Annotated in this window: 17 protein-coding genes; 16 read left to right on the forward strand and 1 reads right to left on the reverse strand. The window is 45.7% G+C overall.

What is annotated here, in order from left to right:
• The 5 genes from IJ369_RS04705 to IJ369_RS04725 form a co-directional block, all read left to right on the forward strand.
• Positions 1-1,765 (forward strand): copper amine oxidase N-terminal domain-containing protein (locus IJ369_RS04705; RefSeq protein ID WP_290716589.1); only part of this gene is annotated, 1,765 nt, incomplete at its 5' end.
• A 200-nt stretch (positions 1,766-1,965) separates the two neighbouring features.
• Positions 1,966-2,778, forward strand: coding sequence for a DUF4428 domain-containing protein (locus IJ369_RS04710; protein ID WP_290716592.1), 813 nt, complete (start codon positions 1,966-1,968; stop codon positions 2,776-2,778).
• A gap of 22 nt (positions 2,779-2,800) precedes the next feature.
• Positions 2,801-4,426 carry a hypothetical protein gene (locus IJ369_RS04715; protein WP_290716594.1) on the forward strand — a complete coding sequence of 542 codons (1,626 nt, stop codon included), beginning with the start codon at positions 2,801-2,803 and terminating at the stop codon, positions 4,424-4,426.
• Positions 4,427-4,450: 24 nt separating this feature from the next.
• A complete protein-coding gene (locus tag IJ369_RS04720) occupies positions 4,451-5,788 on the forward strand; it encodes a DUF5050 domain-containing protein (protein WP_290716596.1) in 1,338 nt (445 codons plus the stop codon).
• A gap of 37 nt (positions 5,789-5,825) precedes the next feature.
• Positions 5,826-6,518 carry a hypothetical protein gene (locus IJ369_RS04725; RefSeq protein WP_290716598.1) on the forward strand — a complete coding sequence of 231 codons (693 nt, stop codon included), beginning with the start codon at positions 5,826-5,828 and terminating at the stop codon, positions 6,516-6,518.
• A gap of 218 nt (positions 6,519-6,736) precedes the next feature.
• Here IJ369_RS04725 and IJ369_RS04730 read toward each other — a convergent pair whose 3' ends face one another.
• Positions 6,737-6,901 carry a hypothetical protein gene (locus IJ369_RS04730; RefSeq protein ID WP_290716600.1) on the reverse strand — a complete coding sequence of 55 codons (165 nt, stop codon included), beginning with the start codon at positions 6,899-6,901 and terminating at the stop codon, positions 6,737-6,739.
• A gap of 120 nt (positions 6,902-7,021) precedes the next feature.
• Between IJ369_RS04730 and IJ369_RS04735 the strand changes: the two genes are divergently transcribed.
• The 11 genes from IJ369_RS04735 (at position 7,022) to IJ369_RS04785 (ending at position 21,281) form a co-directional block, all read left to right on the forward strand.
• Positions 7,022-7,417, forward strand: coding sequence for a YhcN/YlaJ family sporulation lipoprotein (locus tag IJ369_RS04735; RefSeq protein WP_290716602.1), 396 nt, complete (start codon positions 7,022-7,024; stop codon positions 7,415-7,417).
• A 163-nt stretch (positions 7,418-7,580) separates the two neighbouring features.
• Complete coding sequence (locus IJ369_RS04740; RefSeq protein ID WP_290716605.1) at positions 7,581-10,292, forward strand: S-layer homology domain-containing protein; 2,712 nt, start codon at positions 7,581-7,583, stop codon at positions 10,290-10,292.
• A 103-nt stretch (positions 10,293-10,395) separates the two neighbouring features.
• Positions 10,396-10,881 carry a hypothetical protein gene (locus tag IJ369_RS04745; protein WP_290716608.1) on the forward strand — a complete coding sequence of 162 codons (486 nt, stop codon included), beginning with the start codon at positions 10,396-10,398 and terminating at the stop codon, positions 10,879-10,881.
• Between the two features lie 21 nt (positions 10,882-10,902).
• On the forward strand, positions 10,903-11,352 hold the full coding sequence (locus IJ369_RS04750; protein ID WP_290716610.1) for a helix-turn-helix transcriptional regulator: 450 nt from the start codon (positions 10,903-10,905) through the stop codon (positions 11,350-11,352).
• Between the two features lie 123 nt (positions 11,353-11,475).
• Positions 11,476-11,997 carry an ECF transporter S component gene (locus IJ369_RS04755; protein WP_290716612.1) on the forward strand — a complete coding sequence of 174 codons (522 nt, stop codon included), beginning with the start codon at positions 11,476-11,478 and terminating at the stop codon, positions 11,995-11,997.
• Between the two features lie 119 nt (positions 11,998-12,116).
• The gene (locus IJ369_RS04760; protein ID WP_290716614.1) at positions 12,117-12,659 is read left to right on the forward strand and encodes a phosphatase PAP2 family protein; all 543 of its coding nucleotides are present in this window, start codon (positions 12,117-12,119) and stop codon (positions 12,657-12,659) included.
• Positions 12,660-12,822: 163 nt separating this feature from the next.
• The gene (locus tag IJ369_RS04765) at positions 12,823-13,752 is read left to right on the forward strand and encodes an AEC family transporter (protein WP_290716616.1); all 930 of its coding nucleotides are present in this window, start codon (positions 12,823-12,825) and stop codon (positions 13,750-13,752) included.
• 457 nt (positions 13,753-14,209) lie between these two features.
• A complete protein-coding gene (locus tag IJ369_RS04770; RefSeq protein ID WP_290716619.1) occupies positions 14,210-16,189 on the forward strand; it encodes a sodium-translocating pyrophosphatase in 1,980 nt (659 codons plus the stop codon).
• 594 nt (positions 16,190-16,783) lie between these two features.
• Complete coding sequence (gene ppdK / locus IJ369_RS04775) at positions 16,784-19,411, forward strand: pyruvate, phosphate dikinase (protein ID WP_290716621.1); 2,628 nt, start codon at positions 16,784-16,786, stop codon at positions 19,409-19,411.
• Positions 19,412-19,490: 79 nt separating this feature from the next.
• Entirely contained in the window at positions 19,491-19,892 is a 402-nt protein-coding gene (locus tag IJ369_RS04780) for an arsenate reductase ArsC (protein WP_290716623.1), read from the forward strand.
• A gap of 147 nt (positions 19,893-20,039) precedes the next feature.
• A complete protein-coding gene (locus tag IJ369_RS04785) occupies positions 20,040-21,281 on the forward strand; it encodes a dicarboxylate/amino acid:cation symporter (RefSeq protein ID WP_290716625.1) in 1,242 nt (413 codons plus the stop codon).
• Positions 21,282-21,865: the final 584 nt, after the last annotated feature.

A 21,865-nucleotide genomic window follows, 5' to 3' on the forward strand; every position in this document is an offset into this window, starting at 1 on the left:
AACAGTAATGGCGGCGAATGAGCCAACAATGATTACAAATGTTGAAATTACAGGTGTGACAGAACCTGCAGTTGGTGCAATGCCTACATTTGAGGGTATGATTATACCTGAGGAATGTAGTCTGGATTTCAGTGCATGGATGAGTTATGCAGATGTAGTGGATGGTATGCCTAGTGAAGCTAAGGTTCAGAAAGATGCTTTTACAGAAGGCAAGAATTATGGTTTTCAGATTAAACTGATGCCAAAAGACGGCTATACATTTGGAGGTACAGGCGAAGCACCAACAGTTACAGTGAACGGCAAACCTGGACTTGCAACTTATTCTTCTGATGGTGGTCGCTGGGTATATTTCCTGTGTGGCGAACTTTCTGCTCCTGTGGAAGAAATCACAACACTGGCAGCAACTGTAATACCACCCGTAGGCGGTGAGAACCCTTCTAACACAGCAACAGTAACAGATGACAGATATAAAGTAGACTCTGTGTACTGGCTTGACGGGAACATTACAATGACGGACTCTAATACTTTTGTAGCAGGCAAAACATACACTGCAGAAGTTTGGTTTAGTCCAATTGGGAACAATACATTTGCAGACGGAGTAACGGCAAAAATCAATGACGTTAATGCAAATAAAGTTAATACTGTAAAAGAGGACGGTAGACAAGCAATTGCCTTTACAAGAGATTTTGTGGCGGAAGCACCTGTAGTACCTACAGTAGAGGTAACACTGCCTGTAACAAAAATCGTAGAACAGAAGGGTAATGTTGCTCCTGGTACAGAAACATTCCAGTTCCAGCTGGTAACAACACCTAATGCTCTTCAGCAGGTTCTGCTGACAGATAACTCCATCAAAACAGATGGCAGTGATAGAGAAATCACACTTTCTATCCCCGAAACAGCACTGAGAAACGGCGTTTCCGTACAGCTGAAAGAAGTAAATGATGGCAAAGCAAACTGGACATATGATGATACTGTTTATACAGTAAAGGTTGTCCCTAGAGCTGGAGAAACAACAGTTGTTTATGATACTGAATTCTGGGTGGGTAATGACAAAGCGGATGCACTGACATTTACAAACAGCTACGACTACACAAAATCCACAAGCAAAGGCGGCGGTGGCGGTTCCACAAAATACAAAGTTATTCTGGAAGACACAGATAATGGCGATGTGGAATCCAGCCGTACAAAAGCAAGCAAGGGCACAACAGTATATATCACAACTGACCCCGACGCAGGCTACGGCGTGGATGATATCAAAGTAACAAAGAAAAACGGCGAAGAAGTAGAAGTAACAGATAAAGGCGACGGCAGATATGCATTCAAAATGCCCGCAGCCAATGTATACGTTGATGTAACTTTCGAAAAAACAGCTGACAGCACAGGCGATGGCGAGGAAGCATATATCCGCCTGACCATCGACAGCGTGATCGCATGGGTATTCGATGAATATGTGACAAACGATGTTCCTCCCGTGATCAGAAACGAAAGAACCATGCTGCCTGCAAGATTCGTTGCAGAAGCACTGGGCGGTGTTGTGACATGGAATGAAGCGGAACAGAAAGTGACTATCGAAAAAGATGGTTCCGAAATTATGATCTTCATCGGCGAACCTTTTGCAACTGTAGATGGTGACCCCGTGGAACTGGATTGTGCGGCATACATCGAAAATGACAGAACATACCTGCCTATCAGATTTATTGCAGAAAATCTGGGTGCAGAAGTGGTATGGGATGCTGTTGCAAGAACAGTAACGATCACACCTTAAAACTGAATAGAAAACTGTTTTAGGTATACTGAAACCGAACAGAAGGCGATAGGGATTCCTATCGCCTTTTTTGTATCAATCACCCCTTTGAAGAGGGAAATCACCCTGGGTGGGTGATTACAAAAAAGTGGTTATATTTATATAATAATATCAAAAAATTGGATTAATTTTAAAACCAAGAGGAAGAAAGGGAGAGATGTATGGGTTTATTCGGGAAATTATTCGATAAAAAAGAATGCAGCATCTGCGGCGGCGAAATCGGCCTTCTGGGGAATAGAAAACTGGAGGACGGCAATCTATGCAAGACCTGCGCAGGGAAACTTTCCCCCTGGTTTGATGACAGACGCCATTCCACTGTGGAACAGATCGCGGCACAGCTGGAATACCGCGAAGCCAACAGAGAAAAGGTGGCTTCTTTTGCAATCACCCGTACTTTGGGTGAGGATACAAAAGTGTTGCTGGATGAGGATGCGGGTCAGTTCATGGTAACTTCCTCCAGTCGTTTGGCAGAGGCAAATCCCGATGTGATTGCATTTTCTGATGTGACCGGCTGTGTGCTGGATATTGAAGAAGACCGTGTGGAACTGATGAGAGAGAATGCGGACGGCGAAGAAGTCAGCTATAACCCTCCCAGATATGTATATGAATATGATTTTTATGTGACGATCTATGTGCGGAATCCTTATTTTGATGATATCCGCTTCAGACTAAATTCTTCCACTGTTAGTGTTGAGGAAAGAAAAGCGGGAAATGCGACAACGATCCGCCTTGGCAGCGCGGCCCTGAATTTTGGTGATAAATTCGATCCCAAACAGAGTGTGGAATATTGCCAGTATAAGGAAATGGGCGAAGAGATCAAAGCGGCACTCATGCAGGCGCGTCAGCAGGCGAGAGAAGAAAAAGTGGCGGCAGAAGCACCGAAAGTAGCTGTGATGTGTCCTTTTTGCGGTGCTCAGACGATCCCTGATGCCAAGGGCTGCTGTGAATACTGCGGCGGTGCCCTGGGAAAATGATTTTGGAAAGGAGATGCTGCTCATGAAAAAAGTGGTAGCATTTTTGCTGATGGCATGCATGGTGATGCCTCTTGCAGCCTGCGGCGGCAGTGAAACACCGACGGAGACTCCTGCAGAAGAAAAAATATCGGCGGAAGTGCTTTCTCTTCAGAAGACCCTGCAGAGCAATTATGAATGGGATGATGATGTGCTGTTGGTACAGAGTGAGCATTCCTATGTAACGCTGCGGGAGGCAGATGCAGAAAAATATCCCGCCATGGCAGAAACACTGAGCCAGATTTCCACTATGCAGGAAAGAAGTATGGAAGATGAATTCGACAATTTCTGCAGTTCTGCCAGAGAAGAACTGTCTTATGGCGGAACCGTGGATACATACGTTTCTACGCTGGATGTGCAGGTAAGACGGGCGGACAGCGTGGCAGTCAGCCTGCTGTCGGATTCCTATTCCGATTATGGCAGGATCGAGGAATTCAGAGGGATGCAAGGCTCCAACTTTGATACGGAAACAGGAAAAGAATTGACCCTTTCCGATGTGATTCTTGATATGGAAAAAGTACCTGCCATCGTGGAACAGGAACTGAACAGCCATATGTGGGCAGGAGATTTTTATTCTGAAACAACTGTGGCAGACTATTTCAAAGATACACCTGAAGATGGCATCAGCTGGACATTGGATTACAACGGTGTGACCTTCTATTTTGCTGATGGTGATCTGGCAGAGCCCGGCAATGGCAGACAGGCGGCAACGGTTTCCTTTGCGGCACACCCTGAATTGTTCAACGAAAAATATATGACAGCTCCCGAAGGATATATGGTTGGTCTTCCATTGGATCATTCCTTCTTTGTGGATCTGGATGGCGACAAGGATCTGGAGGAACTGAACTGCTCCGGTTATTTTGACCCCGATATGGGAATGTATTCCTCTTTCGGTATCTATATGGATACAGATGGACATTACAACTATGAAGAGCTGTGTGCCGATGATTTTGATCCTTATTATGTGAAAACAGCAGACGGAAAGCATTATATCTATCTGTTCTGTAAGGAAAATGAAGGTGCCTTTGGTCTGGGACATCTGGTGGTATATGATGTGACGGATGGCAAGCTGAACAGAATCGGTGAAAGAGCTGCAACACCATTTTATCTGTCTGATGGTGAAGGGTATTCGTTCATCCTTCCCACAGACCCTGCGGCACTCTGGCTGGATGATCCCGATTACGGCAATGACGGTACTGTTTTTGCTGTCGGAAAGAATGGTCTGCCGGAAACCGAAGGAGGCGAAAGCCTTCAGGTTCTGGATACGGATGCGCTGGAGGAGATCTCCTTTGATGAACTGTCTCTGGAAGGTACCGATTGGTACGGATATATGGTGGTAGACCCCCAGTCCGGGGAAGAACTTCAGCTGCCCTATACGAATCAGGATACAGGCATGGAAGTGGGGGCCAAGCTGGAGCTGTATGAAGACGGCACAGGCTATCTGGACTATAAACCGCTCAGAAGCCATCTGACATGGTATTGCGAGGACAACACCCTCTGCCTGCAGATGGAAGGCGGATGGAACTGCTATGGGTATCTTTACGATGATGTATCCGCACAGAAACTGTGGATGATGCTGCAGGTGGAAGAAGATGTGATCTGGCTGCAATAAGAAATGGGAAAGGGAGGAATGTATATGAAGAAATGGTTATCTTATATGCTTTCTGTTGTAATGATGTTCTGTCTGCTGACAGGCTGCGGCGGTGGCGGCGGAACAACGGCAGAGCCTGAAAAAGAAGGCGTTGCCAAAGGCTACTGGGTAGTAGAAAAAATGGTCATGGAAGGCAATGAGTTCGACAAGGAAACCATGGAAGGCATTTTCGGCGAGGCGGAAAGCATCATGGCTCTGGCATTCGATGGCGAAGGCGGCATCGATGGTATTTATTTCGGCGAACCTCTGAAAGGTACCTACACCGGTGCTGAGGATGCACTGGAAATGGACCTGATGGGTGAAAAAGCAACGGGCGTATGCAAGGACGGCGTTCTGGAAATCAAAATTGGTGAGGACGCGGCATTTACGCTGAAAAATCAGGAAGAAATGCCTGCTTCCATTGCAAGCAATCCCTGGGCGACATACAAACCCGAATTTAATGCGGATGAAACAATGGCAATGAGCACTTTTATGAACTATGGCCGTTATATCGTGCAGGATGATGTGCTGTATGGCCTGACCCACAGCAAATCCGGCAGCGGCAATCTGGCGGCGATCTCTTTCCATATGAAAGGGGACTTCCCTGAGTTTGATGATACAAAGATTCTGGATGAAAAGGGTTCCGCTGCATATCTGTGCATGGATGGAGACTACCTGTACTACCTGAGAGACTGGGAAGCAGTATGCCGCGTGAAAACAGACGGCAGCGATGCAAAAGTTCTGTATGATGGTGCCTGCGATTATCTGCAGATCCATGACGGCAGACTGTACTTCACCGATGAAGACTATCATTTCGTATCTACAGATATGGATGGTAAGGATCTGAAAACAGTCGTAGATAAGGAAATCTACTATCCTTACTTCATCTGTGGTGACTGGATGGTATTCCAGGATGATGCGGATGATGAATCTCTGCATCTGTATCATGCAACATCCGGGGAAGAACTGAATATCACATATGTTCCTTCTTATGCACCTGTACTGGATGGCAAATATCTGTATTATACAGATTACACTGATGGCGTAGCATATCTGTGCAGAGTAGACATGAGCGATCCCGATACATTCCGTTGGGAAGGCAGCGAACTGCCCCTGCGTGAAACAAACTTCATGATCGACGAAGAATATATTTATACAGCAAATGATATTTCTGTTCCCAAAGCAGACTGGCAGAAACTGACGGATACAAAGGATGTTACAGAAGAAGTGGAAGTATATGCATCCAAAGACTATAGAGTATACCATGAATTTGATGACGAAGGCCTGATCGGCGGGAAATACCTGATGAGCAAGGCAGAAGGCGGCGGCACTTCGTTCAGATAATTAAAAAATTTATTTCAAAAAAAAAGAGGGAATTGGTATGAAAAAAATGATGAGAACAGCAATGATGGCAACAATGGCATTTGGACTTCTGCTCCTGCCCGCATGCGGCGGCGGTGGCTCCGATGATGGTGCACAGGCACCCGCAGTGGAAGAAGAAAGCGGCAGCGCAGGCACAGCAGCAGGCGAAGAAGTTTCTACTGATTTTGCACCTGCGGTAGACGGTGTACTGACACTGAAAATGGCAAATGCAGGTATCATCATCAATGGCACAGGCGTAGCAATGCCTTATACTTTTGCAGAACTGGAAGCTGCAGGTATTCAGAATGCAGATGATCTGCGTTCTATCGAAATGGGTGCAGGCGATTTCTATTCTGTAAATATGTTCCTGGATGAAAATGAAGATTATTTGGTACTGCCTTACTTCTACAATGATGGTGAAGAAGCAGCTCCTATTACAGAAGTAGATGCAGAAGAAATCGGCATGGCTACATACGCAGAAGAACCCGTAGACCAGAATGTATCTCTGCTGGGTGTTAAATTTGGTATGACAAAAGCAGAAGTAACAGATCTGGTAGGTGCACCTTCTTATGATGGCGGCGACTATTGGGAATGGCAGGTAGCGATGGAAGATTCTAATTATGAAGGCCACTTCACAATCTACTTCAACACTGATGCAGACGATGCAGTTGTATCCCAGGCAGACCTGGATATCACTGACTATGGTTTCTGATCAAATCATCGAGAATATTTTTTAAGAAATGAAAAAAGCCGCTGTCTTTGACAGCGGTTTTTTCTATGTTATTTGTTGTTCTTTGGGGTGGTTAAATTGCAAGACTCTCTTTCAGGGATTGCAGATGCGGGAGCAGTTGGACGAAGCGGGGTTTATTTTGGTGGAAGGATGTCGATTTACGCCATACCAAAGGATAAACCTTGGGAAAAGATGAAACCTTAATGCTTCCTGTCGAAAACGGCAACAACAGTCAGCAGGAACAGAACGATGCCTGCGAAGATGCCATATTTTCTCAATTCTTCATTTGTTACATATATACCCTCGGCGGGGGATTCTTTGATCTCTCTTAATGCTACACGGTAATGTCTTCTTTTCTGATGCATGGAAAAACCTCCTCGTGTTTTTTCTTTAGTATACACCAAACTCCTTAAAAATCGATGACAAATCTTGTTTTTATAAAAATCGACCAAAACGGGATACTAAACCCAAAGGAGGCGGCACAGATGAAAAAACGGGCAGGGTTGATTTTATTTTTGACGGGGGTATTTTTGCAGGGCTGCGGAGCAGAGGTGACGGAAAACAACCTTTCCCATCTGCATTTCGTGAAGGCTTCGGCGGAAATCGGGGACAAAACCCCGGAGGAGAGGGGGCGCGCCATTAAAAAACGGCTGTATCAGATGGAGGAAGTGACGGGCTGTGCTGTGGTGGTGGAGGGGCATACAGCCATTATTGGCTTAAGATTGGAAGAAAATATGGAACAAAATGCAATCAGCCGCGTCAAAAAAGAAGCGGATTCTGCTGCGAAGGAAGCCGATGAGTACATCGAAAGCACCTCCATCACCATGAACACCTACATCGTTTCCATGATCGAAGAAATGGAGCGAAAGCGGTCGGGATGAGACAAAAAGGGGCGGCCCTCGCCCCGAAACGTCAAATTCTTCAAAAAACCTTAAGATGTAGGTACTAGGCAGAATCGTACAAATATGGTATATTTAAGAGTAACAATGGAGAAGTAGGACCAATTGTATTGCAAAAAGATTTTAACCTAAGGGGGTAAAAGTTATGAAACGCAAACTGACGCTGTTCCTGTCTGCGGTGATGGCAACTTCCTGCCTGCCCATGACAGCGTACGCAGCAAATTTCAAAGATATCAAAGATGTGCCCTGGGCCGGCGCTGCAGATGTTATCAACAGTGTGGCAGATCTGGGCCTTTTGAGCGGCTATGAAGATGGTACCTTCCGCGCCCGCAACAACGTAACTTACTGCGAAGCCATGCAGATGGTTTATAATGCACTGATCAAAACAGGCGCAACAAGCGGCATCGATGCGGTGGACGCTTATTCCTATATGGCAGTGCTGAATACATATAAAGTGCCCAGCTGGTGCCAGATGGCAGTGGCTTATGGCCTGCATAACGGCATTATTGACATGCAGATGGTAGCGACAAAATTTTCCGGCGGCACACAGGCAGCCACAAGAGAAGACGTTGCCCTGATGTTTGGTAATGCTTTGGGTATGTTTTATGATAAGGATAAAACAGCTGCAACAGTATCTGAATTTGTGGATCACTGGAGCATCACTTCCGATACAGCAGTGCAGATCGACCTGCTGAAGAGACTGGGCGTTGTAAGCGGTGACGAATACAACAGATTTAACCCCAAAAAGAACATCAACCGCGCGGAAATGGCAGTTATGCTGAATAAAACAAACAGCATCCTGACAGAAGGCGTAAGCAGCAGCGGCGAAATCACGGAACTGCAGGTAAATGAAGGCAAATATTACTATATCAAGGTAACACTGGATGCCGGCGGCTGGGAAGGCTTCAATGCAACACTGGGCGATTTCCCCGTTTATGTAGGCAATACAAGCGAAACCATTTCCCTGAGCAAGCTGAACGAAGGGGACCAAGTAGTCCTGGTACGCAGCGGCAATACTGTAACAGCACTGCGCCAGATGAAGGGCACAACAAACCAGGGCAAATATGACATCACTGGTTATGTAAACTCTATCAAGGATAACAAGCTGTCTCTGGAAAATGAAAACACAGGCGAAACAGACAAATACAAACTGGATTCCGGTACAAAATGCTATGTAGAAGGCGAAAAAGTATCCCGTTCCGATCTGGAAGATATCATGTCTGAACACTACAAAGAATATGCATACGCTGGCCTGATCACAAGCGTGGAACGTGAAAAGAACGACGATGGCGAATACGAAAATGTAACATACATCGAAGAACTGTATATCACATTTACAGATGAATATTCCATGACAGGCCAGGTGAAAGGCTTCAACAGCAGCAGCATTACTGTGAAGCTGGCAGACAGCAGCGCTGAAAAATCTATCCTGTTTGCGGCAGACTGCAAATTCTATATTGCAGGTGAAGAAGTAGACTTCGACGAAATGGATGAACTGGCAGATGCCGGCACAACCTATGCGAAAGTAACTGTAAACAGCAGCGATAAGGCAACAAAGATCGAAATGTCTGAAGATACTTTTGCAACAGGCACAGAAGAAAAAGAAAGCCTGACATATAAAGTGAAGAGCATTTCCGATAAGAAAATGGTTCTGGAAGTAAGCGGCAATACAACAACTTATGTATTTGGCTCCACAAACCCCCTGGACAACATCAGATTCTACACATGGGAAGAAGAGGATGAAGACTGGGATATCCTGAAGAATGTAGATAAGGCAGAAACTTATGTAGATAATTCCGAAGATACGATTTATTGTAAGGTTACATTCAACAGCGGCGGCAAGCTGAGCGAGATTTATCTGGCAGATACAAAGAGCGCATGGAAGAATTCCGAAGACCACCAGACAGAAAGAAAAGGTACCGTTGTTTCTCTGGTAAATGATGTGCTGAAATTCAAAACTTCTTCTATTGAATACAAGATGCTGAAATCTTATGAAGACGGTGATCTGAATATTGGCAGTGCTGTAACAGAATCCAAGACAGTGCTGGCAAGAATGGCCAACGACAGCGATCTGGAACTGTATGCTGAAATCAAGGCAAATGGTGACAATGAGGTTATCGAGGTAGTAGAAGCGAGACTGACAGCGGCAAAAGGCGATCTGGTGGAATTTAACCCTAGTGATAAATTCATCAAGATCAAAACAGAGGACGGTAATGAATTTAAACTGGTTTGCCAGCGTTCTCCTAAGCTGACAGATGAAGAAGAGGATGTATTCGAACTGGAAGATCTGGAAGGTACAAACTCCAAATATGTTGGTGAAACCATCGAGCTGGGCTTCAACAGCAGCGGCGTGGTAACACAGATCACAGTGGTAGATGGCCAGAAGAGCACAGATGCGACAACGAAAGTAAAAGGTATCGCAACTGCAGCCAACGATGGTCTGAAGGTGAAAGGCGACAGCACAACTTACAGATGGCTGAGCAAAACATCTGATATCACCATCAGAAACTACAGCGGTTCCAGTGAATCTCTGAGTGTGATTAAGAAGATGATCGAAGACGACGCTTTGGAAGTTTATGTAGTGGCAACACTGGACGACAAAGACAGAGTGGAAGCCATCAGTGTTTATGTACAGAGCGCAGAAGGCGTGCTGAAATCCTGTGATGATGATGTGGTACGTATCACAACAGAAGACGGCAACACATTCTCCTTTGATCTGCCCAGCAAACTGGACAGCTGCGATGTAGACGGTCTGGATCAGGATAAACTGGAAGACGGCAAAGCAGACGGCAAGGGCTATGAAGTAAAACTGACATTTGCTGATGACGGTCGCGTAAGCGAAATTGAAGAAGCATAATGATTTTTAAAAGGAAAGGGATATCCGAAAGGGTATCCCTTTTTTAATACGATTGACAGAAGCTCCTAAAAAGTGTAAAATTACACCAAAAGGAGGCGTTTGGATGAGAAGAGATATCAAGCTGTACAATCTGATTTTCCCCATGTGGAGCATTTATTTTTTCGGACTGTTGTTTCCTGCATTTTTGCTGATCTTATTGCCTGCGAATTTTGCGATAGACAGCATTGTGCTGCTGATTTTGTTTGCGTGGCTGAAGCTGCCAGATAAAAAAGGATGGTACAAAAAGACCATTTTGAAAACCTGGGGCTTTGGCTTTCTGGCGGATTTCGTTTCATCGGGGATTTTCCTTGGGCTGAGTGAAGTGGTGGATTTCTGGGAATATGGCATCAATGTGTATCTGCCTTACAGTAATATGGAAGCGTTTTTGTTTACCACGGCGGCGGTTGTGTTGGCGGGGATTTTGATTTATCTTTTCCACAGAAAGTTCATCTGGAAGAAGATGGAGCTGGAAGAAGGGCAGAAGAAAAAGCTGGCTTTGGGTATGGCGATTTTAACAGCGCCTTATCTGATGTATTTACCTCCGATGTAATATAGGAAAGAAGGGCGTTTTATGACGAAGAAGGAATTTGCGGCGCAGATGGACGGCGTTCTGAAAGCGGTGCGAAAGGAATATGGCTTCACCCAGGAAAAGATGGCGGCGGTGCTGGGCATTTCCAAAAAGACTCTGGTGGAAATTGAAAAGGAGAGAAGCTCTCTGGGCTGGACGGGGGCGGCGGCCTTTGCCGTTATTTTCAGTGAAAGCAGTATCCTGCAGGAACGATTCGGCGGGGAATTGACGGATTTAGTGGAGGCTTTGGCCTTTGCAGATGCTCAGCCTCAGTATCCCAAGACCATGGGCGGCAAGGTCTGGTGGAGAGAAATTATGAAGAAGAAGGGCTATCGTATCCAGCAAAACCTGATTTCCGGGCATTTTCGCCTGCTGGATAAGGAAAACCATCGACTAATGGCTTCCTTTGAAATGGAGCGGGTATTGGAACGGCTGAAACGGGAATTGAGTTGATCATATGGGTACAATTGATATGATTGTATCGATGCAATTTGCGTTTTCTGCGGGGGAACGGTAGAAACTGCCAAAGGGATATGCTATCCTAACTACAGAAATTCGAAGTTAGGTGGGATTCATATGAAAATGACAACAAAGGAACTTTGTATCCAGGGCCTTCTAATTGCGCTGGTGACTGTATGCACGATGGTTTTTCAGATACCTGTTTCTGCAACGAACGGCTATGTACATCTGGGTGACAGCATGATTCTGCTGGTTGGCGTATTCTTTGGCGCAAGATACGGCATGGTGGCCGGCGGCGTTGGTTCTGCTCTGGCAGACCTGCTGAGCGGTTATGCCCATTGGGTACCTTTTACGCTGATCATCAAAGGGCTGATGGGCTGGCTCATCGGCAAGATCGCAAATGGCGCAGGCGACAGAGAAAAATTCTTCACAGGCCGCAATCTGCTGGCATCTGTAGTGGGGATTGCATGGATGGTCTTCGGTTATTTTATTGGCGGCGGCATCCTGCAGAGCAGCTTCGTTGTGGCGCTGACATCCATCCCTGAAAATATCGTGCAGGGGGCAGCCGGTCTGGTGATTTTCCTGGTGGTAGGTGCGGCATTCCATAAGGCGAATATTTATAAAATCGTATCTGAATGATCTATAAAGATGTTTAAAAGAACCCTTTAGGGTTCTTTTTTTTGAGTATTTTATGTTGACCACCGGATATTCTATATGGTAACATAAAATTTACGTGAATTGATAAAGGGGGTCACCGTATGGAGTGGCTTTTGGAAATGGACGGGCGGTTTCTGCTCTGGTTGAAGGAGACCTGCGCCCATCCTGTTTTTGATAAAATAATGATTTCCGTATCTGCCCTTGGGAATGGTGGATTTCTCTGGATCGCCATTGGCGTACTGTTCCTGCTGATGGGCTTCAAAAATAAAGTTTGGGTGAAAAGAGGGCTTTTGGTACTGTTTTCTTTGGGGGCCAATGCGGTGGTTTGCAATCTGCTGCTGAAACCACTGGTAGACCGCACCAGACCCTATGATCTGTTGGGATATGATATCCTGATCTCTCCGGTGGGGGATGCTTCTTTTCCCTCCGGGCATACGTCAGCATCCTTTGCGGCAGCAACAGCGATCTATGCCATCAATAAAAAATGGGGTATGGCGGCCTATATATTTGCGGCAGTGATGGGCTTTTCCCGTCTGTATCTGGGGGTGCATTTCCCTACGGATGTGCTGGCAGGGACGGCGATCGGCGTTGTGATGGCAAAGGTTGTACTGGCGCTGATGCAAAAAAAGTGGCAAAAAGGATGATTCGTTAAAAAAGCCACTTATTTTCCCGGGAATAGATTAAAAAAGTATAAAATTAGACGAAAATCATTGCAAAACGAGTGTTTTAAGAGTAGAATAGAAGAAGAACTTTGTGAAAAAAATGTTTTTGTAGATGGACAAGAGTTGCGGAAGGGAAGGTTGATACATGGCAATACCTGTAATTTTTCAGTTGATCACAATGGTTATCCTGATGATCGTTGGGGTGATCTTACATAAAAAGAATTTTTTATCTCTGACAAATGCCAAGGGGCTTTCTATTGTGCTGACCCGCGTGGCGGTGCCCTGTAACATGGTCGTTTTGCTGCAGAGAGACTATTCTCCTGAGATCTTCAAAGGATTTCTGGTGACATGTTTTGCTACATATTTTATGTGCTGTATCGGTGCGCTGATGTTTTTCATCGTCGGCAAGGGCATGAAAATGAAACCTGCAGAGCTGGGGTTGTTCAGCGGCGGCGGCGTTTACAGCAATGTTATCTTTATGGGCCAGCCTCTGATTTTGGCCATGTATGGTGCAGAAGGTCTGATCTTCTGTGTGGCTGTCATGTTTACCTGCAATGTATTCCTGTTTACAGTCTGCTCCATTCTGTTTGCCATGGGCAGCGAACATAGAAAGACAGCAAAAGAAATGTTCAAGGAGATCTGCACCAGCCTGATCTGTATTTCTGCAGTTGTCGGCGTGTTCTGCTTCGTTAATTCCATTTCCCTGCCTCAGCCGATCTATGATGTGCTGCAGTATTCCGCAAATACGACGGTATGCCTGTCTATGATCTATATCGGTTCTCTGCTGGCGGCGGCAAATGTAAAAGAGATTTTCAAGGACAAGGTAGTATATATCTTCAGCTTCTTTACGCTGATCATCATGCCCATTATCACAAAGCTGATCTGCGGTACATTCATGAGCGGTATGGCGCTGAGCGTTATCGTGGTGCTGATGGGTACGCCTGCGGCGGCAGCCCTGCCTTCCTTTGCAGACCATTATGGCGCAGATGAAAAGAGAGCATCTCAGTATGCTTTCGTATCCACGATTTTTTCTGTAATCACTCTGCCATTGGTGGCGCAGTTCCTGTGCCAGTAAAACGGCAGGAAAACAAAGGAAATCTTTGCCCTCTTCCCCTTGTCGGAGAGGGCTTTTGTTTTCCCATAGGAATATATGCAAAAATTGTTCAAAAATAACAAAATTTATCGACAAATTTAGTATATCTGCGTGCGGTATGGGGGTTGATTTTTGTAAAGGCTTTCGTTTATACTTATGTTTGGGACAGAATATGACTTGGTCTACTGGGAGGACGTTTGGAAAAATACACGCCGCCCGCGCATCGCTAAAAGAACAGGGCTTTGGATGCGCAAGGAAAGGCAGTGTATTTGTTTTTTCATGACTTCTCCGGGGGTGTATCATCCTGAGGGGAGATGCCATGAAAGGACGAGCCGAACGCTGACCTGTGGAGTTGCTTTTTGCTTCGGCAGAGAGAGGTGTTATATTCCACGTTATTATCATTATCCACATTCTAAATTTAAGAAACAGGGGGATTATTATGGCAAGTTTAATTTATCTGGCGCCCGTTCTTGGTATCGTGGCGCTGCTGTTTGCTTTCGTCCTGGCAAGCAAAGTTAGCAAAATGGATGAAGGTACAGACAGAATGAAAGAAATCGCTGCAAGCATCAGAGAAGGCGCAAAGGCTTTCCTGTCTGCAGAATACAAAATTCTGATCATCTTCGCAGCTGTACTGTTCGTACTGATCGCACTGGGCGTAAACATCGCTACAGCAGTATGTTTCCTGTTCGGTGCTGTTTTCTCCACACTGGCTGGTTACTTCGGTATGACAGTAGCAACAAATGCAAACGTTAGAACTGCAAACGCAGCTAGAACAAGCGGTATGAACAAAGCCCTGTCTATCGCATTCAGCGGCGGCGCAGTTATGGGTATGTGCGTAGTTGGTCTGGGCCTTCTGGGTGTAGGCGCAATCTACGTAGTAACAGGCAATGCTGACATCCTGTTCGGTTTCTCTCTGGGTGCTTCCTCCATCGCGCTGTTTGGTCGTGTTGGCGGCGGTATCTACACAAAAGCAGCCGACGTTGGTGCCGACCTGGTTGGTAAAGTAGAAGCTGGTATCCCTGAAGATGACCCTCGTAACCCTGCCGTTATCGCCGATAACGTAGGTGACAACGTAGGTGACGTTGCTGGTATGGGTGCCGACCTGTTCGAATCCTATGTTGGTTCCGTTATTTCCGCTATCACACTGGGCCTGGTATACTACAGCGCAGAAGGCGCTCTGTATCCCCTGGTACTGGCAGCAGTTGGTATCCTGGCTTCCATCATCGGTACATTCTTTGTAAAAGGTGATGAAAACTCCAACCCTCACAAAGCTCTGAAAACAGGTTCTTACACAGCAGCTATCCTGGTAGCTATCGCTTCCGTAGTGCTGTCCAAATCCTGCTTCGGCAACATGAAAGCAGCGATCGCAGTTATCGCTGGTCTGGTTGTAGGTCAGATTATTGGTATCATCACAGAAATCTACACATCCGGCGACTACAAATCCGTTAAGAAAATCGCAGACCAGTCTGAAACAGGTCCTGCTACAACAATCATTTCCGGTCTGGCTGTAGGTATGGAATCCACAGCTATCCCCATCATCCTGATCTGTATCGGTATCTACATCGCTTACACAGTATGCGGTCTGTATGGTATCGCTCTTTCCGCAGTAGGTATGCTGGCAACAACAGGTATCACTGTAGCCGTTGACGCTTACGGCCCTATCGCCGATAACGCTGGTGGTATCGCAGAAATGTCCGGTCTGGATCACTCCGTAAGAAACATCACAGACAAACTGGACGCAGTTGGTAACACAACAGCTGCTATGGGTAAAGGTTTCGCGATCGGTTCCGCAGCTCTGACAGCTCTGGCTCTGTTCGTATCCTACGCTGAAGCAGTTGAACTGACATCCATCGATATGCTGGATCCTCGCGTAATCATCGGTCTCTTGATCGGTGGTATGCTGCCTTTCCTGTTCTCCGCATTCACAATGCAGTCCGTAGGTAAAGCTGCATTCCAGATGATCGAAGAAGTTAGAAGACAGTTCCGTACAATCCCTGGCATCATGGAAGGTACAGGCAAACCCGACTACAAGAAATGTGTAGAAATTTCCACAACAGCAGCTCTGAAAGAAATGCTGGTACCCGGTATCATGGCAGTTGCAGCTCCTCTGGTAGTTGGTCTGCTGCTGGGCGTTGGCGCTCTGGGCGGTCTGCTGGCTGGTTCCCTGGTAACAGGTGTTATGATGGCGATCTTTATGTCCAACGCCGGCGGCGCTTGGGATAATGCGAAGAAGTACATCGAAGAAGGCAACCACGGCGGTAAAGGTTCCGATGCGCACGCAGCTGCAGTTATCGGTGACACAGTTGGTGACCCCTTCAAAGATACTTCCGGTCCTTCCATCAACATCCTGATCAAACTGATGACAGTAGTATCTCTGGTATTCGCTCCTCTGTTTATGACAGTTGGCAGCCTGCTGTAATTTGAAATAAAGCGGAGAAAGCCGCTTCTTAGAATAAGGGTATCGAATATGCTTGCATAGTTCGATACCCTTATTTTTTTGCAATAATTTGCGGAGCAAATGCATGCATAAGGCAAAACCTTATGGATGAAAGGCTTTCTTTTCAACATACTGAAATTCGTGGGGCAAAATATGTCCCGATTTCTGGAAAAAATACAAAATAAACTCTTGTGTAAGAATAGGATTTGGGGTATGCTTAGCATACGGAAGAATTTTCCTATGATGCACATGAGATGAAAAAAGTGGCATATGTGGGGTGAAATTTGTCCTGCGCGACAAAGTGCTGACCTGTGGAAAAGAACCAATGACATCTTTTGGCAAAAAACCATAGATTTTTCGAAAGTTTTTCAGATAGTCTTTTGCGGAATGGGCAAAAAATACTTTTTGGCATTGACACAAATGGAAAAAACGAAGAGAAAGTTTGGGAAATATTGTGGTTTTTTGATAAAGGTGGTATAATTTCCGATGAATCGTTTTTGATTTGAAATGCAGCCGAAGGCTGCAGACAAAGACCTAAAAATTTTATCCGATCAAGGATATAGGAGGTAATGTGTAATGAGCAAGAAATATGTTTACATGTTCAGCGAAGGTAACGCTTCCATGAGAAACCTGCTGGGCGGTAAAGGTGCAAACCTGGCTGAAATGACAAATCTGGGACTGCCTGTTCCTCACGGCTTCACAATTTCCACAGAAGCTTGTACAGAATACAACGAAGGCGGCAAGAAACTGACAGACGAAATGATCGAACAGATCGAAGTGGCTCTGGCTAAACTGGAAGAAATCGCCGGCAAAAAACTGGGCGACCCCGAAAATCCTCTGCTGGTTTCCGTACGTTCCGGTGCAAGAGCATCCATGCCCGGTATGATGGACACAGTTCTGAACCTGGGTCTGAATGATATTTCCGTAGAAGGTCTGGCTAAGAAAACTGGCAACCCCAGATTCGCTTACGACTCCTACAGAAGATTTATCATGATGTTTGCAGACGTTGTTATCGGCGTTTCCAAATCCAAATTCGAAAGAAAACTGGACGAATATAAAGAAAAAGTTGGCGCAAAATACGACACAGACCTGACAGCTGACGACCTGAAAGAAGTTACAGCAATGTTCAAACAGATCTATCTGGATGACCAGGGCAAAGAATTTCCTCAGGAACCCAAAGAACAGCTGCTGGAAGCTGCTATGGCCGTATTCCGCAGCTGGGATAACCCTCGTGCATTCGTTTACAGAAGAATGAACGACATCCCTTACAGCTGGGGTACAGCAGTTAACGTACAGATGATGGTATTCGGTAACATGGGCGACACATCCGGTACTGGCGTTGCTTTCACAAGAAACGCTGCTACAGGTGAAAAGGCTATGCTGGGCGAATATCTGGTTAACGCACAGGGCGAAGACGTAGTAGCCGGTGTTCGTACACCTAACCCTATCGCAAAACTGAAAGAAGATATGCCTGGTGTTTACGATCAGTTTATGGAAATCGCAAACACACTGGAAAACCACTATAAAGACATGCAGGATATGGAATTTACTATTGAAGAAGGTAAACTGTACTTCCTGCAGACAAGAAATGGTAAGAGAACAGCAAATGCTGCTCTGAGAATCGCTGTTGAAATGGTAGAAGAAGGCCTGATCACAACAGACGAAGCTCTGCTGAGAGTAGACCCCAAACAGCTGGATCAGCTGCTGCACCCTGCATTCGACCAGGCTGCACTGAAGGCTGCAAAACCTCTGGGCAAAGGTCTGCCTGCATCCCCCGGTGCTGCTGCAGGTAAAGTTTACTTCACAGCAGAAGAAGCAAAAGCAGCTGCAGAAGGCGGCGACAGAGTAATCCTGGTTCGTCTGGAAACATCCCCCGAAGATATCGAAGGTATGGCTGCATCTCAGGGTATCCTGACAGTTCGCGGCGGTATGACATCCCACGCTGCAGTAGTAGCTCGTGGTATGGGCACATGCTGTGTATCCGGCTGTGAAGAAATCAAGATGAATGAAGAAGCAAAAACATTCACGCTGGGCGGCAGAACATTCGCAGAAGGCGACTACATTTCCCTGGATGGTTCCACAGGTAACATCTATGGCGAAGATATCCCTACAGTAGAAGCAGAAATCACAGGCAACTTCCAGACCTTCATGGCTTGGGCAGATGCGAAGAGAAGCCTGAAAGTAAGAACAAACGCTGATACACCTCACGATGCTCAGGTTGCCATCGACTTCGGCGCAGAAGGTATCGGTCTGACAAGAACAGAGCATATGTTCTTCGAAGGCGAAAGAATCATGAAATTCAGAAAGATGATCATGTCCGATACAGTGGAAGAAAGAGAAGCAGCTCTGGAAGGCATCGCTCCTTTCCAGAAAGAAGACTTCAAAGGTATCTACAGAGCAATGAAAGAAAGACCTGTTACAATCCGTCTGCTGGATCCTCCTCTGCATGAATTCATGCCTAACACAGATGAAGAATTCGCTCAGCTGGCAGAAATGACAGGCAAAACAGTAGAAGAACTGAAGATCAAAGCAAGAGGTCTGCACGAACTGAACCCTATGATGGGTCACCGTGGCTGCCGTCTGGCTGTAAGCTATCCTGAAATCGCAAGAATGCAGGCTACAGCTATCATGGAAGCTGCAGTTGAAGTTTCCGAAGAAGAAGGCATCAACATCGTTCCCGAAATCATGATCCCTCTGATCGGTGAAATCAAAGAACTGAAATTCGTTAAAAACATCGTTGTAGAAGCAGTAGAAAAAGTATTCGAAGCAAAAGGCAAGAAACTGGAATACCTGGTTGGTACAATGATCGAAATCCCCAGAGCTGCTCTGACAGCAGATGAAATCGCTACAGAAGCTGAATTCTTCTCCTTCGGTACAAACGACCTGACACAGATGACATTCGGCCTGTCCCGTGATGACGCTGGTAAGATCCTGGCTGACTACATCGACAAAAACATCTACGAAGTTGACCCTACAGCAAGACTGGACAGAACAGGCGTTGGTCTGCTGATGAAATGGGCAGTAGAAAAAGCAAAACCCGTACGTCCTGACATCCACCTGGGTATCTGTGGTGAACACGGCGGCGATCCTTACTCCGTTGAATTCTGCCATATGATTGGTCTGGACTATGTATCTTGTTCTCCTTACCGTGTGCCTATCGCAAGACTGGCTGCGGCTCAGGCGCAGATCAACTTCCCTCGCTAAGGCGTAACTTGAAATCGGGATTTTGAGTTAGTACATAAAGGCGTGTCGAAAGACACGCCTTTTCTTTTGGGAGGCATATATGAAGAAGAAAGTAGCCTTTATCTGTGTGCACAATTCCTGCCGCAGCCAGATGGCGGAAGCCTTAGGCAGAGCGTTGGCGGGGGATGTGCTGGAATGTTATTCCGCGGGGACAGAAACGAAGCCGCAGATCAATCAGGATGCAGTGCGTCTGATGAAGGAAAGATACGGCATCAATATGGAAGAAAAACAGTATTCCAAATTGTTAGGGGAGATTCCTGCAGTGGATATCGTTATTACCATGGGCTGCAACGTCAGCTGCCCATTCCTGCCCTGCGAAATGCGGGAAGACTGGGGATTGGACGACCCAAGTGGGGAGGAAGATGCGGTATATCTCGAAGTGATGGATAAAATTGAGAAAAACGTGCGAAACCTGCGGGAACGCATCCTTGCAATGGAATAATTGCAAAATAATGGAAGAAAGGCTGCCTTTCCAGAAAAAAAGGTGGTCTTTTTTTGTGGAAAAGAGATGAAAACGTTGAAAAACGGGAAATGGTATTGTAAAATAGACAGCGAATTTATTTTATAAGCAAAAGAGGGAGGATTTTTCATGTCTAAAGAAAAGAAAAAACTGCCTTTGGCGGCATACATCTTTGCCGGGCTGGTGCTGGGTATCCTGGCCGGTGCGGCGCTGATGAAAACGCCTGAGATCGCAGTAAACTACATCAAACCTTTTGGTACACTGTTCCTGAATCTGGTTAAATTCATCGTTGTACCTATCGTATTGTTCTCCATCATGAGTGGTGTGATTTCCATGAAGGATATGAGAAAGGTCGGCAGTATCGGTGTAAAAACCATCGTATATTATATGTGTACGACAGCGGTGGCCGTTGTTATTGGTCTGGTACTGGCGAATGTGTTCAAAGGCAACTTCAATCAGCTTACAACATCCGGTTTGGAATATGAAGCAGCAGCAGCGCCCAGCTTTATTGATACGATCGTAAATATTTTCCCCAGCAATGCAGTGGAACCAATGGTAAGTGCAAATATGCTGCAGGTAATCGTAATTGCCCTGTTCTTTGGTTTTGGTACCATCGCGGTTGGCGAAAAGGGGAAACCTTTCGCTGAATTCGTAGAAAGTGCTAATGCAGTTTCTATGTTTATTATGGATGCCATCATTAAACTGAGTCCTATCGGTGTATTCTGTCTGATCACACCCGTTGTGGCAGAAAACGGCCCTTCTGTTCTGGGTGATCTGTTTACAGTTCTGTTGGTGGCTTATATTGCGTATATCCTGCATATGGTCATTGTATATTCCACTACAGTAAAGATGCTGGGTGGTCTGAATCCTGTGCAGTTCTTTAAAGGCATGATGCCTGCCATCATGTTTGCGTTTTCCAGTGCTTCTTCTGTAGGTACTCTGCCTCTGAATCTGGAATGCGTACAGAAACTGGGCGCGAAAAAGGACGTTGCCAGCTTTGTACTGCCTCTGGGTGCAACCATCAACATGGATGGTACTGCTATTTACCAGGGCGTTTGCTCCATTTTCATTGCAACGTGCTACGGTATTGACCTGACCCTGGGTCAGCAGCTGACGATCATCCTGACAGCAACGCTGGCTTCCATTGGTACAGCAGGTGTACCTGGCGCAGGTATGATCATGCTGGCAATGGTGCTGCAGAGCGTTGGCCTGCCTGTGGAAGGTATCGCATTGGTTGCTGGTATCGACCGTATCTTTGACATGGGTCGTACAACAGTTAATATTACAGGCGACGCAGCTTGTACGCTGTGTGTTTCCAAGATGGAAGAAAAAAGACAGGCGGATATTGAAGCGAGAATGAAAGCGTTATAATCAAAAAAGACCAATCGATGAGGTTGGTCTTTTTAATTGCTATTATATAGTAGAAATAGCTGCGAAAAAGAGAGGAAGAAGGAAAGAAAAAGCCGGAAAGTGAGGACTTTAAAAGAATTTTCAGAAAAAATGAAAAAAGTTGAAAAAAGATGTTGACATTATCGAAAAAGAGTGTATAATATCTAAATGTGCCTGACAGAAAGGCGCGAAAAACTGAAAATCACAGCGAAAAAAGTTAAATGTTTTAAAAGAAAAACATTGACAAGCGAAAGCTGATTTGATATAATAATTTTCGCTGGTGAGAAAAGCCAGACGAGCACAAAAAAGAATTTAAAAAAATTCAAAAAAGTGCTTGACAAGAAAAAGAAGATATAGTAAAATAATCTTCGGTCGCTGATAAAGCGAGTTGATCCTTGAAAACTGAACAATGGATATGAAACACACAACCCATAGTCAATTCAAGCAAACGGAAACGAATGCTAAATGACTTTTGCCGGTTTAGCAAAACCGGAATAAAATTAGCCAGAATATCTGGCTAGGACTTAAACTTTAATATAAGAGTTTGATCCTGGCTCAGGATGAAC

This window comes from Anaerotignum sp., assembly GCF_017483025.1.
Lineage (GTDB): Bacteria > Bacillota > Clostridia > Lachnospirales > Anaerotignaceae > Anaerotignum_A.